The following is a 12,801-nucleotide window of genomic DNA, read 5'->3' on the forward strand; positions in this document are numbered from 1 at the left end:
GCTTCCGGCCCCCGGCGGCCCTCAGGGCCGCCGGGGGCTTTGTCATGCCCCGGGCCGTGTCACGGGCCGGTGCCCGCCGGCGTCAGGCGGTCGCGGAGCGGTACTTGCGCACCGCGAGGGTGCGGAAGACCACGATGATCAGGACCGACCAGATCAACGAGGCCCAGACCGGGTGCTCCATCGGCCAGGCGCCCGAGGCGGACTGCCCGGGGTTGGCGAACAGCACGCGGGTCGCCTGCACGGTGGCGCTGAACGGGTTCCACTCCGCGACGTGCCGCAGCCACGGCGTCATGTTGCCGGTGTCCACGAACGCGTTGGATATGAAGGTCACCGGGAACAGCCAGACCAGTCCGCCGGAGGTGGCCGCCTCCGGGGTGCGGACGGTGAGGCCGATCAGCGCGCCGATCCAGGTGAACGCGTACCCGAGCAGGAGCAGCAGGGCGAAGGCGGCGAGGACCTTGCCGGCGTTGGTGGGGCCGTCGGAACCGGCCCGCCAGCCGACGAGCAGCGCGACCACGGCGAGGACCAGCAGGGTGAGCGCCGTCTGCACCAGGTCGGCGAGGGTGCGGCCGGTCAGCACCGCACCGCGCGCCATGGGCAGCGAGCGGAAGCGGTCGATGAGGCCCTTGTGCATGTCGTCGGCTATGCCGGCGCCGGAGCTGGCGGTGGCGAAGGTGACGGTCTGCGCGAAGATGCCGGCCATCAGGAAGTTCTTGTAGTCGAGCGCGCTGGTGCTGGCGCCGATCTTCATCGAGCCGCCGAACACGTAGGTGAACAGCACCACGAACATGATGGGCTGGATCAGCCCGAAGATCAGCATTTCGGGGATGCGGGACATCCGGATCAGATTGCGTTTGGCAACGATCAGTGAGTCGCGGACGGACCGGCCCACGGGGTTGCCGGGCGCCGTGGCGGGCACGGCCTCGGTGACGGCGCTCATTTCACGGCCTCCTTGCCGGTCTGCTTGCCGTTCTGCTTGCCGGTCTGCTCGTCCTGGCCGGTGGTCTCGGCCGCGTGCCCGGTCAGGGAGAGGAAGACGTCGTCGAGGGTGGGGCGGCGCAGGCCGATGTCGTCTATCTCGATCCCCCGCGTGTCCAGCTCGCGGATGACCTCGGCGAGCAGCTTGGCGCCGCCGGTGACGGGCACCGTGAGCTTGCGGGTGTGCTCCTCCACCGTGGTCTCGCCCTTGCCGAAGCCGCGCAGCACCTCCACGGCGGTCGCGATGCGCTCGCGCTCGTGCACCACGACCTCGACACGCTCGCCGCCGGTGCGGGCCTTGAGCTGGTCGGAGGTGCCCTGGGCGATGACCCGGCCGTGGTCGACGACCGCGATGTCGTGGGCCAGGTGGTCGGCCTCTTCCAGGTACTGCGTGGTGAGCAGGAGCGTCGTACCGCCGGAGACGAGCTGTTTGATGACCTCCCACAGCTGCTGGCGGTTGCGCGGGTCGAGGCCCGTCGTGGGTTCGTCCATGAACATCACCGGCGGGGAGACCACGAGGGCCGCGGCGAGGTCCAGCCGCCGGCGCATGCCTCCGGAGTAGGTCTTGGCGGGGCGGTCGGCGGCGTCGGCCAGGTTGAACTGGTCCAGCAGCTCCGCCGCGCGGGTCCGGGCCGCCCTCGCCTTCATCTGATAGAGCTGTCCGACCATCTGCAGGTTCTCCCGGCCGGTCAGGTACTCGTCGACCGCCGCGAACTGGCCGGACAGGCCTATGCAGCGGCGGACCGCGTCGGGGTGCCGCAGCACGTCGACGCCCGCGACGACCGCCTTGCCGCTGTCGGGGCGCAGCAGGGTCGTCAGGCAGCGGACGGTCGTCGTCTTGCCGGCGCCGTTCGGCCCGAGCAGGCCGAGGACCGTGCCCTCGGGCACATCGAGGTCGACGCCGTCCAGTGCCCTTACGTCACCGAAGGTCTTCACCAGGCCTTCGGCATAGATGGCGCCTGGCATGTCTGTCTCCACGTCGTCGGGGATTCGGGGTGGCGAGGAAACCATAACGCGATGTATCGCGTCTCTCAAGACACTTCACTCGAACGGGTGGTGGATTGCCGAGGGCCCCCGGCGCGGGTGTCAGGCGATGACCGTGTAGCCGGCGTCGCGCAGGGACTGGCCGACCTCGGCGCAGTGCGCGGGGCCCTTCGTCTCCAGGTGCAGCTCCACCTCGGCCTCGGTGAACCCGAGCCGGGGGTCGGTACGGACGTGGCTCACGTCGAGGACGTTGGCGTCGACCGCCGACAGCACCCCGAGGAGCGTGGCGAGCGCACCCGGCCGGTCCGTCAGGCGCAGCCGTACGGCCAGGTAGCGGCCCTGCGCGGCCATGCCGTGCCGCAGCACCCGCTGCATCAGCACCGGGTCGACGTTGCCCCCGGAGAGCACCGCGACCACCGGGCCCTCGAAGGCGTCCGGCGCGCCCAGCAGCGCGGCGACCGGGCTGGCCCCGGCCGGTTCCACCACCAGCTTGGCCCGCTCCAGGCAGAGCAGCAGCGCCGCCGACAGCTGGTCCTCGCTGACCGTGCGCACCTCGTCGACCAGCTCGCCGACGATCCCGAACGGCACCACGCCCGGCCGCCCCACCTTGATGCCGTCGGCCATCGTGGCCGGGTTCTCCAGCGACACCGGGCGACCGGCGGCCAGCGACGGCGGATAGCAGGCGGCCCCCTCGGCCTGCACGCCGACGATCCGGACGTCCGGCCGCAGCGCCTTCACCGCCACCGCGATACCGGCCGCGAGCCCACCGCCGCCCATGCCGACGACGATCGTCCGCACCTCAGGGCACTGCTCGAGGATCTCCAGGCCGACCGTGCCCTGACCCGCGATGACGTCGGAGTGGTCGAAGGGGTGGATGAACACCGCGCCCGTCTCGGCGGCGTACTCCTGGGCGGCGTGCAGCGTCTCGTCGACCACCTGGCCGTGCAGGCGCACCTCGGCGCCGTACTCCCGGGTCGCGCTGATCTTCGGCAGCGGTGCGCCCTTCGGCATGAACACGGTGGAGTGCACGCCCAGCAGGGAGGAGGCCAGCGCCACGCCCTGCGCGTGGTTGCCGGCGCTCGCGGCCACCACGCCGGCCGCCCGCTCCTCCGGCAGCAGCCCGGAGATCCGCACATAGGCGCCGCGCAGCTTGAAGGAGCCGGTCCGCTGCAGGTTCTCGCACTTGAGGTGCACCGGCGCGCCGACCAGCTGGGACAGGTGCCGGCTGCCTTCCATCGCGGTCACGCGGGCGACGCCCGAGAGCATCTTCCGGGCGCCGCGCACGTCGTCGAGGGTGACGGAGCGCAAGGAGTCGGCCGTGCGGTAGCTCATGACTCCAGCATCGCAGTTCACGTTTGCGCACGACGGGTGTGACCAAGCTGCGAGACCGGGTTTGCGCAGCGCCGGTACGGCTTGGCGCCGGGCCGCGTACCCTGTCCCCCAACCCAGCAGCCCTTCATGAAGCGAGCCTCCGGCCATGCCCACAACACCTGAAATGTCGATGGACATGACGACCGTCGGTGACACCGGTCTCCTCGACACCCTCCAGCACGAGGTGGCGGTGTTCGCCCGCCGTGCCGAACAGACCCGGCTCGGCGGCGTCGGCCAGGTGCGCAACTCCATGGACCGCGCCGCGTACCTGCTGCTCAACCGGCTCGACAGGGAAGGCCCGATGGGCGTCAAGGCGCTCGCCGCGAGCATGGGGATCGACTCCTCCACGGTCACCCGGCAGGTGGCGCCCCTGGTCGACACCGGGCTCGTCAAGCGCACCTCGCACCCGGAGGACGGGCGTGCCGTGGTGCTCCAGCTCTCCCCGCGCGGCGCCTCCCGGCTCGAGGAGGTGCGCTCGTCCCGGCGTCAGCTCATGGCCGAGCTGACACACGACTGGGCGCCGGAGGAGCGCGAGCAGTTCTGCACGCTCCTCACCCGCTTCAATGTCGCGCTCTCCGCGCGGATGTCGGTGCAGGGCGTGCCGGCGGCGGAGCAGCCGCCGGCCTCCTGAGCCGCGCACCGCACGGCAGGGTCCGCACCTCTTGACCCCGGGGCCGCCGCTGGCCTCATATGAGACCGGGTCCGGACAGGGCCCGTGTCGGGGGGAGGCGTGGTGCGTGATCGGCAAGCGGCCCGTGACACCCGCCGGGCCCGGGAGTTCGAGGCGTTCGCCGCGGGCGCGGCCGGGCGCCTGCTGCACGCCGCCATGCTGCTCACCGCGGAGGCGCCGGACGCCAACCCGCGCGCGCGGCGCCTGCTGACGCTCGCGCTGGCCCACACCTACGCCCGCTGGGACCGGCTGCGCGGCGAGGACCCGTACGACTGCGCCCGCCAGTACCTGGCCACGCGTTTCGCGCGCACCACCTGGCACCAGTACGGCGCCTTCGGCCGTGCCCGGCCGGATCCGCGCAGTCCGCTCGCCGCGCTCACACCGCGGGAACGGCTGATCCTGGTACTGCGGCTCTACGAGGGTGTGGCCGAGGAGCAGACGGCGGCCCTGCTCGGCCTGCCCGCGGAACGCGTCCACACCATCTGCGACCGCGCCACGGCCACCCTGCTCCACCCTGGCCGCCCTACGGCCGCACGCCCGGCGAACCCGAAGACGGCACTGTCATGAGACCCGCCGACGGTGCCGCCCTGCCGAACGGCCGTCCCGCGCGCGCGGGGCGTACGGACGGCGCGGCCGGAGGGCACGTCGCGTGCGGTGAGGAGGGGAGGCCGCGGTGAACCGAGGGGAGCGGGAGGCCGCCGTGCGGCGGATCATGGAGCAGGGCGTCGGGCCGGTGCCGCCGGATCTGCCGGGGGACGCGGTACGCCGCGGGGACCGCCTGCTGCGGCAGCGGCAGCTGGTCCGCCGGGTGCTGTGGCTGCTGGCGTGCGCCGCGGCCGTCGCGTTCGCGGTGTGGGCGGCCGACGCCCACCCGTGGGCGGAGCCGCCGTCGCAGACGACGCCACCGCTCACGGGTTGGTGACCCCGGCCGTCAGCCGAGGGCCTGCCGCAGGTCCTCCAGCAGGTCGTCGACGTTCTCGATGCCGACGGACAGGCGGACCAGGTCGGCCGGGACCTCCAGCGCGGAGCCGGCCGCGGAGGCGTGGGTCATCCGGCCGGGGTGCTCGATGAGGGACTCGACGCCGCCGAGCGACTCGCCGAGGGTGAAGATCCTGGCGCGGTTGCACACCTCGATCGCCGCCGGCTCGCCGCCCTCGACGCGGAACGACACCATGCCGCCGAACGCCTTCATCTGCTTGACGGCGACGTCGTGGCCGGGGTGCTCGGGCAGCCCCGGGTAGCAGACGCTGCTCACCCGCGGGTGCCGGGTCAGCATGTCGGCGATCTTCGTGGCGTTCTCGCTGTGCCGGTCCATGCGCACCGCGAGGGTCTTGGTGCCGCGCAGCACCAGCCAGGAGTCGAAGGGGCCGGCGACGGCGCCCATCGCGTTCTGGTGGTAGGCCAGCTCCTCGCCGAGGCCCGGGTCGGAGACGATCAGCGCACCGCCGACCACGTCCGAGTGGCCGCCCATGTACTTGGTCAGGGAGTGCACGACGACGTCGGCGCCGAGCGTGAGCGGCTGCTGGAGGTAGGGAGTGGCGAAGGTGTTGTCGACGACCAGCTTCGCGCCCGCGTCGTGGGCGACCTGGGCGACGGCGGCGATGTCGGTGATGCCGAGCAGCGGGTTGGAGGGGGTCTCGACCCAGACCGCCTTGGTCTTCGGGGTGATCGCGGCGCGGACGGCGGCCGGGTCGCTGGTGTCGGCGACCGACCACTCCACACCCCAGCGGGTGGCGACCTTGGCGAAGAGCCGGAAGGTGCCGCCGTAGGCGTCGTTGGGAATCACCACGTGGTCGCCGGGGGTGAGCAGCGTACGCAGCAGGGTGTCCTCGGCCGCAAGGCCGGACGCGAAGGCGAGGCCGCGGCGACCACCCTCCAGCGCGGCGAGGTTCTCCTCCAGGGCGGTGCGGGTGGGGTTGGCGCTGCGGCTGTACTCGTAGCCGCCGCGCAGGCCGCCGACGCCGTCCTGCTTGTAGGTCGAAACCTGGTAGATCGGCGGGACGACCGCGCCGGTGAGGGGATCCGCGGTGTTACCCGCGTGGATCGCGAGGGTCTCGAAGTGCTGACTGATGTGGCTGTCACTCATGTGTACCGAGCGTAGTGCGCCCGGCCCGTTCCCGATGCCTGGCAAGAGGGATTCGTCCGGTCCTGCAATGCTGCCGTCATGCTCCGGGCGGCCGGGTCGGCAGGCTCCGGCGACGGCCGGCCCCGCTCCGGGCATGCCCCCTGTCGTGCCCTGGTCGGGAGTTTTCCACAGGCGGGCGGCGGGGTTCGCCAATTGTCGGGGGCGTCTGGAACGCTGGGAGGCATGGCAATTCTCTGGCTGCTGATGGCGCTGCTCATGCTGAGCTTCGTGCTGCTCCCGTTCATGCGGCGCAGGCGCGGGGTGATCGAGCAGGTTCCCCCGGGACACCCGGACGCCGCCGACCCGGCGGACTACGGCTTCGTGCGCCAGGAGGAGCTGGACGTGCGCCTGCCCGGCCCGGACCAGGACCTGATGGCGGTCCTGGAGCTGGTCCAGCGCACCCAGGAGTACCGGGCCGCGGCCCAGCTGCTGGCCGGCACCGAGTCCGAGGGCGAGCTGCGCTGGCAGCGGGTGCAGGCCCTCGCGGGCGCCGCCGCGCTGGAGCTCCAGCAGCGGCCCGGCGGGGTGCACGAGACGCCGGGCGGCCAGTGGCTGCGGGTGTGGCGGGCCGAGCAGCCCAAGGACGCGGGCGGCGCCGCGGTCCACGCCGAGTTCCTGGTGCAGCAGGCCTGGCGGACGGCGACGCCGGGCACGGAGGAGTTCCGGATCATCATGGAGGAGGCGCAGGCTGCCTGTGCGCAGGCGGCCCTGCTGGCCCCCGGCGACCCGGTGCCGCACGTGATAGAGCTGTCCATCGCGCGCGGACTGGCCTATCCGCCGGCCGCGTTCGACCAGCTGTGGCTGAAGATCCTCGACCGCGCCCCGCACCACATGGGCGCGCACCTGGCCGCGCTGCACTACTGGTGCGAGAAGTGGCACGGCTCGCGCGAGCAGGCGTACTCCTTCGCCGAGGCCGCCGCGGCCCGCGCCCCGGAGGGCTCGCTGCTCGCCGCGCTGCCGCTGTTCGCGGTGTTCGAGCACCTCCCGGAGGTGAACCTGGTCCGGAGCTTCTACCGGAGCGAGGTCGTCACCAAGGCGATCCACGGCGCGCTGCACGCGGTCCACGCGGCCCGCCCCGACGACCCGACGCTCCCGCACGTCCGGCATCTGCTGCTGTTCTTCCTGGTCCCCGCCGAGCGCTGGGCGGAGGCCATGCAGCAGCTGATACACATCGACGGTCATGTCGGGGCGCTGCCGTGGACCCTGGCCGACGACCCGGCCGCCGCGTTCGCCCTGCACCGCGCACTGGCGGTGGCCGGCTACGAGGCCAACGGCGGCAGCCCGGCGGGCCTCCCCGGCTGACCGACCACCTGACCCGCGGCCCCCAACCGCCGTTCACCCCCTTCACATTGCCCTGCTGACCTGCGGTAGGGCATACTCCGCATCCCCCCACACGCATCACCAGCACCACGCACCACCACAAGCACACCGCACCATCCGCACCGACCGGCCCCTGCCTGTCCGGCGCTCTGTCATGTCCTTTTCTGAGGTCCTGTGGGGGGATCTGCCCGATGGGCGCAACTCTGCGCGCGCTGCGCGCCCTCGTCCTGCTGCTCGGCTTCTATCTGCTGAGCCTCGTCCTGCTCGCCGCGCTGATCGGCGTGGACGTTCTCGTGTTCAGCTGGGGACACGGCCCGCTCACGGCGAAGGTCGGCTTCGTCACGGTGCTGCTGGCCATCCCCGTCGTCCGCGGCATGCTCATGCTGCGCGCCCCCAAGGGCGACGACGGCCCCGGCATCCCGGTCACCGAGGCCGACGAGCCCCGGCTGTGGGCGCTGGTCCGGGAGCTGGCCGCGGCGGCCGGCACCCGCGCCCCCGACCGGATCCTGCTCACCGGCGAGGTCAACGCGGCCGTCAGCGAGGATCCGCGGCTGCTCGGCCTGTTCGCCGGCCCGCGCCGCCTCTACCTCGGCGTCCCGCTGCTGACCGGCCTGACCGAGGCCCAGCTGAGGTCCGTACTCGCCCACGAGTTCGGACACTTCACCGGCGGGGACACCCGGCTGTCCGCGCTCGTCGTGCGCGGGCGCGTGCAGATCGGCCGGGTCATCGGCCAGTTCCATGCCAAGGCGGACGACAAGGTGGCCGCCGACCGGGCCCGGCAGGAAAGGGCGTCCGCCAAGCGGGTCGCCAAGGGCAAGAAGGCCAAGCAGGTCGACACGACCGGTGTCGGGGCGACGTACCGGACGATGGCGCGGATCTACACCGCGTACGGCAAGTTCTATCTGCGCGCCTCGCTGTCCACCGCGCGCGGCCAGGAGTTCGCCGCCGACCTGACCGCCGCCCGGATCGCCGGACGGGACGCGACCGCGTCGGCGCTGCGCGAGATCCCGGTGCTGTCCGCCTCCCACGACTTCTACCTGGAGTGCTACGCCACCCTGGGTCTGCAGGCCCGGCTGCTGCCTCCGCGCGGCGAGTTCTTCGGCGGCTTCGGCCGGTTGCTGACGGCCCGTGAGCTGGAGCTGGTGGACCTCCGCACGGAGCTGCCGGAGGAGCCGGCGGGGCCGTACGACTCCCACCCGCCGATCGCCGAGCGGGTACGCAGGATCGAGGCGTTGCCCGCCGACGGCCGCGCCGACGAGGGCAAGGGAGCGGCGCTGGCCCTGCTGGCCGACCCGGCGCGCACGCTGGCCGCCCTGGAGGACGCGGTCCTCGCCGACGAGCTGCTGCGCTACCCGCGCGCGGCCGGCTGGGAGGAGCTGCTGGACGCCTCGATGGCCGCGAGCCTGTCGGCGGCGCAGACCCCGCTGCACCGGGCGCTGACCGGGTACACCGGGCAGCCGGCGACGCTGTCGGCACTGCTGGACGTCATCGACGACGGCCGGCTGTGGCGGCTGGCGGAACAGCTGCCGCTGTCGGAGGAGGCGGCGGCCGCGAAGGGGCGGGCGTTCCGCGAGTTCGTACGGCCCGTGCTGCGCCGCTCGCTGCGCACCATGGTGCTGGCCGAGTTCAGCTCCCGCTCGCTGCTGCACTGGGAGTTCTCCTGGACGCGCCCGGCATCCGTCCGGCTACCCGGCTGGGGTTCGGAGACGGAGGAGGACGGTCCCGAGGCGGCGCTGGAGGAGGCCGTGGAGGCGGCGCTCGCCGACCACCCCGACACCACCCGGCTGCGGGCACTGCTGCCGCCGGCGACCCAGAACGCCTGACCGGCCCCCGCCCGCTCACCGGGGAGCCCCGCCTGCTCCTCCCCCGACCCCCGTGCCCCGCCACCGTCCCCCGAGAAGGAAACGAACCCACCCCGATGACCGTCCTGTTCTGGATACTGGGCGTCCTGGCCGTCCCCACACTGATCTTCGTGTTGTGGCTGGCCTGGGTGTTCCTGAAGGAGCTCTTCCACCCGACCCCCGACGACGAAGCGGAGGCGGCGGAGGCCGCCGAGGCCGCGCAGGCCGCGGAGAAGCTCGGCCTGCTGCCCGCCGAGCGGCAGAACACCGACCTCGCCGCGCCCCTGCCGGCGGAGTGGACCACCGTGCTCGCCGCGGTGCGCGGCGGCGACTGGAAGCCGGCCGCCGACCTGCTCGCGGCGATCGGCCGGGACTGGGAACGCCGGTCGGCGGTCGCCTATCTGCTGGCCGAGTGCGCCGCCGAGGAGGACGCCTGGCTGCTGGCGTGGGAGGCCGTACGGCGCGACGACCCGGACGCGGCCGTGGTCCGGGCCCGCAGCACGGTGATCCTGGCCTGGAAGCTGCGGGGCGGCAAGCGGGCCGAGTACACGACCAGGGAGCAGTTCGAGGCCTTCCACCGCACCCTGGCCGGTGCCCGTGAGGAGATCGCCCGGGCGGCGGCGCTGAACCCGGACGACCCGACGCCGTACATCGCGGAGATCTGGGTGGCGCTGGGCCTCGGCTACCCGAACGCCCAGATGGACAAGTTGTGGGCGGAGATCACCGCGCGTGCCCCGCACCACTACGAGGCCCACTTCTCGGCGTTGCAGTACTGGTGCGCGAAGTGGCGCGGCTCGGAGCGGCTGGCCGCCGAGTTCGCCGAGCGGGCGGCGGCCGGCGCGCCGCTGGGCAGCCTGCTGACGGCGCTGCCGCTCATCGCGCACTTCGAGCACGACGAGTCGGAGGACACCGAGGCCGACAACACGCCGCAGATGCTGGCCCGGGTCGACGCGGCACTCGCGGACGCGGCGGCGGCCGATCCGTCCCACCCGCGGCTGCCGGAACTGCGTCACCTGCTGGCGTTCTACCTGCACCTGCAGGACCGCAACGAGGCCGCGCTGGAGCAGTTCAAGCTGGTCGACGGGCATGTGAACGCACTGCCGTGGCGCTACCGGGGTGACATGGCCGGGTACTACTGCCAGGTCCGCGACACCGTGGTGCGGACGGTGACGCAGGCCGCGACGGCGGGCGCCTGACCGGAATGCGCGGGGCTCCCGGACGTTCTCCGGGGAACCCGGCGGGCTGCTGCGGGCTGGGCGGGTCGGGGTCTCCTGCCCGGTCGGCGTGGCCCGGGCTCCCGCTGAGCCCTTCCCGCACGCGGCGCGGCCACCCGGTGCGGGCGTCAGGTCAGGGCGGTGAGCAGGCGGCGCAGTTCCGTGCGTTCCGCCTCCAGGCGTCGGGCCTTCTCGTCCAGTTCGGTCAGGCGGCGGCGCAGGGTTTCCGGAACTCCGGGGCAGGGGGCCAGGGCGGGGCCGGTGTCCGTGTCCGTCGTGCACGGGAGCAGGGAGGCGACCACGCGGGTCGGCAGGCCCGCGGCGAGGAGGGTGCGGATGCGGTGCACCCGGGGGACGTCCGCCTCCGGGTAGTCGCGGTAGCCGTTGGCGCGGCGGTGCGGGGTGAGGAGGCCGGTGGCCTCGTAGTGGCGCAGGAGGCGGGGGCTGGTGCCGGTGCGGGCCGCCAGTTCGCCGATCAGCACGCTGTTCTCCCCTCCCGGGCCTGGCCGGCCGCTTGACCTTGTCACTGTGTCAGGCTGCAACTCTCCCCCGGAGACCGGCATTCCGCGACTCCGAGGGAGACACAGTGATCATCGACGCGCACGGGCATGTGCACGACCCCGTCGGCCCGCACCTGGACGCCCTGGACGCCGCCGGCGTCGACCGGGCCGTCCTGTTCCCGACCCGGCCGCATCCCGAGCGGGCCGGCGATCTCGCCTCGCTGCGGCGGGAGTTCGCGGTGCTGGACGGTGCGCTCGGGGGGCGGGGCGGGTCGAGGGAGGGCTTCGCCGGTGCGCTGGACGAGGTGAGTGCGGCGGTCGCCGCGCACCCGGACCGGTTCATCGGGTTCGGGTCCGTGCCGCTGGAGCTGCCGGCGGCGGAGGTCGAGCGGGCCGTCGCCGAGGACGTCGTCGGGCGGGGGCTGCGCGGGATCGGGGAGTTGACGCCGGCGCCGGGGCGGGCCGGGCGGCTGGAGCCGGTGCTGCGGGCCGCCGCCGACCATGGCGGGCTGCCCGTGGTCGTGCACGGCTTCGCGCCCACCACCGCGGACGATCTGCGCACGCTCGCCGCGCTCTCCCGCCGCCACCCCGGCGTGCCGCTGATCGTCAGCCAGCTCGGCGGCCTGCACTGGATGGAGGCCGTGGAACTGGTCCGGGACACCCCCGGCATGTACCTGGAGCTGTCCACCGCGTTCCTCGTCATCGCCGTACGGCTCGCCGTCCGCGAACTGCCCGGGCGCACCCTCTTCGGCTCCGACGCGCCCTACGGCGACCCGGTCGTGGCCCGCGTGATGGTCGAGCGGGCCACGGACTCCGGCGAGGTCCGCGACCGGGTGCTCGGCGGCACCGCGGCCGAGTTGTTCCGCGTGCCCCGCTGACCCCGCAATTCGGGCGACGGCGCCGACGGCCGCCCCGTAGATTCGCCCTTCGGCCAGAAAGCAGAAGGTGGAGGGCAGGGCATGGGCAGTCCGGTGTTTCTGATCGGTGGCGGCTGGGACCGCGCCGAGGTGTACGAGCCGTTCCTGCGGGAGGTGCGCGGGGAGCGGCGGGTCGGGTGTCTGGTCCTGGACGAGGGGGACGGCGCCGCGCAGTTCGAGCGGTACGCGGTGGCGCTGCGCACGGCGGATCCCGGGTGCGTGCCGGTGCCGTTGCTCGTGCCGCTCGGCGGCCGGTTCGAGCCGGAGGCCGTGCTGGACGGGATCGACGGGCTGCTGGTGTGCGGCGGGCTCACGCCCGCGTACCAGGACGCGCTCACGGAATGCCTGGAGCGGCTGCCGGGGCTGCTGGCGGCGCGCGGTGTGCCGTACGCCGGCTTCTCCGCCGGTGCGGCGGTGGCCGCGCGGCGGGCCGTGGTCGGCGGGTGGCTGGTGGACGGGGTGCCGGTGTGCCCGGAGGAGACCGGCGAGGATCTGGCGGAGGTCGAGGTACGGGCGGGGCTCGGGCTGGTGCCGTTCGCGGTGGACGTGCACGCGGTCCAGTGGGGCACGCTGCCGCGGCTGGTGGCGGCGGTCGCGCGGGGCGAGGTGCCGTACGGGGTCGCCGTGGACGAGAACACGCTGCTCGCGGTGGAGAACGACAAGGCCCGGGTGGCCGGCGCCGGGCGGGCCCATGTCGTGCGGCCCGCGGGCGACGGGGCCGTGCTGGTGCGGGCGTACGGCGCCGGGGAGGGTTTCGGTCTGGGGTAGCGGGCGCCGGGGAGCGCCCTGAAGGGGCGCGGGGAACTGCGCGAACGGCCACGACGGGCCGCACCCGGCAGACGCCCCGCAGCAGGCGGACGATCCGCCGCGGGCCGTAGCCC

The 12,801-nt window shown here is 73.6% G+C and carries 13 protein-coding genes; 8 read left to right on the forward strand and 5 right to left on the reverse strand.

All coding sequences use genetic code 11. The features are described from left to right. Positions 1–82: 82 nt before the first annotated feature. The 3 genes from ACIP4Y_RS15440 to ilvA form a co-directional block, all read right to left on the reverse strand. Positions 83–940 carry an ABC transporter permease gene (locus ACIP4Y_RS15440; protein ID WP_401392936.1) on the reverse strand — a complete coding sequence of 286 codons (858 nt, stop codon included), beginning with the start codon at positions 938–940 and terminating at the stop codon, positions 83–85. Beyond that, entirely contained in the window at positions 937–1,944 is a 1,008-nt protein-coding gene (locus ACIP4Y_RS15445; protein WP_401392939.1) for an ATP-binding cassette domain-containing protein, read from the reverse strand. Before ACIP4Y_RS15445 ends, ACIP4Y_RS15440 begins: the two co-directional genes overlap by 4 nt. A gap of 120 nt (positions 1,945–2,064) precedes the next feature. Beyond that, the gene (ilvA, locus tag ACIP4Y_RS15450) at positions 2,065–3,294 is read right to left on the reverse strand and encodes a threonine ammonia-lyase (RefSeq protein ID WP_401392942.1); all 1,230 of its coding nucleotides are present in this window, start codon (positions 3,292–3,294) and stop codon (positions 2,065–2,067) included. Positions 3,295–3,457: 163 nt separating this feature from the next. Between ilvA and ACIP4Y_RS15455 the strand changes: the two genes are divergently transcribed. The 3 genes from ACIP4Y_RS15455 to ACIP4Y_RS15465 all read left to right on the forward strand — a co-directional run bounded on the left by ACIP4Y_RS15455 (position 3,458) and on the right by ACIP4Y_RS15465 (position 4,925). Continuing rightward, positions 3,458–3,964, forward strand: a complete 507-nt coding sequence (locus ACIP4Y_RS15455) for a MarR family transcriptional regulator (protein WP_358643336.1) — start codon at positions 3,458–3,460, stop codon at positions 3,962–3,964. A 102-nt stretch (positions 3,965–4,066) separates the two neighbouring features. Continuing rightward, the gene (locus tag ACIP4Y_RS15460; protein WP_401392945.1) at positions 4,067–4,570 is read left to right on the forward strand and encodes a sigma factor-like helix-turn-helix DNA-binding protein; all 504 of its coding nucleotides are present in this window, start codon (positions 4,067–4,069) and stop codon (positions 4,568–4,570) included. A gap of 106 nt (positions 4,571–4,676) precedes the next feature. Further along, on the forward strand, positions 4,677–4,925 hold the full coding sequence (locus ACIP4Y_RS15465; RefSeq protein ID WP_401392948.1) for a hypothetical protein: 249 nt from the start codon (positions 4,677–4,679) through the stop codon (positions 4,923–4,925). Positions 4,926–4,934: 9 nt separating this feature from the next. Here the strand turns inward: ACIP4Y_RS15465 and ACIP4Y_RS15470 are convergent, their stop codons facing one another. Beyond that, the gene (locus ACIP4Y_RS15470) at positions 4,935–6,089 is read right to left on the reverse strand and encodes a cystathionine gamma-synthase (RefSeq protein ID WP_358643268.1); all 1,155 of its coding nucleotides are present in this window, start codon (positions 6,087–6,089) and stop codon (positions 4,935–4,937) included. Between the two features lie 222 nt (positions 6,090–6,311). Here ACIP4Y_RS15470 and ACIP4Y_RS15475 point away from each other — a divergent pair, with 222 nt between their 5' ends. From ACIP4Y_RS15475 to ACIP4Y_RS15485, 3 genes are all read left to right on the forward strand, one after another. Beyond that, complete coding sequence (locus ACIP4Y_RS15475) at positions 6,312–7,430, forward strand: hypothetical protein (protein ID WP_401392952.1); 1,119 nt, start codon at positions 6,312–6,314, stop codon at positions 7,428–7,430. 209 nt (positions 7,431–7,639) lie between these two features. After that, positions 7,640–9,271, forward strand: coding sequence for a M48 family metalloprotease (locus ACIP4Y_RS15480; RefSeq protein WP_401392959.1), 1,632 nt, complete (start codon positions 7,640–7,642; stop codon positions 9,269–9,271). Positions 9,272–9,366: 95 nt separating this feature from the next. Next, positions 9,367–10,485: a hypothetical protein gene (locus ACIP4Y_RS15485; protein ID WP_401392962.1), complete on the forward strand. Its 1,119-nt coding sequence runs from the start codon at positions 9,367–9,369 to the stop codon at positions 10,483–10,485. Positions 10,486–10,631: 146 nt separating this feature from the next. Here ACIP4Y_RS15485 and ACIP4Y_RS15490 read toward each other — a convergent pair whose 3' ends face one another. Next, positions 10,632–10,985, reverse strand: a complete 354-nt coding sequence (locus ACIP4Y_RS15490) for a MerR family transcriptional regulator (RefSeq protein ID WP_401392965.1) — start codon at positions 10,983–10,985, stop codon at positions 10,632–10,634. A gap of 104 nt (positions 10,986–11,089) precedes the next feature. On the opposite strand from ACIP4Y_RS15490, the gene ACIP4Y_RS15495 reads away from it, so the two are divergent. Next, on the forward strand, positions 11,090–11,881 hold the full coding sequence (locus ACIP4Y_RS15495) for an amidohydrolase family protein (RefSeq protein ID WP_401392968.1): 792 nt from the start codon (positions 11,090–11,092) through the stop codon (positions 11,879–11,881). Between the two features lie 81 nt (positions 11,882–11,962). Further along, complete coding sequence (locus ACIP4Y_RS15500) at positions 11,963–12,688, forward strand: Type 1 glutamine amidotransferase-like domain-containing protein (protein ID WP_401392971.1); 726 nt, start codon at positions 11,963–11,965, stop codon at positions 12,686–12,688. Positions 12,689–12,801 lie beyond the last annotated feature (113 nt).

The organism is Streptomyces sp. NPDC088810, from assembly GCF_044750305.1.
Classification (GTDB): Bacteria; Actinomycetota; Actinomycetes; order Streptomycetales; family Streptomycetaceae; genus Streptomyces.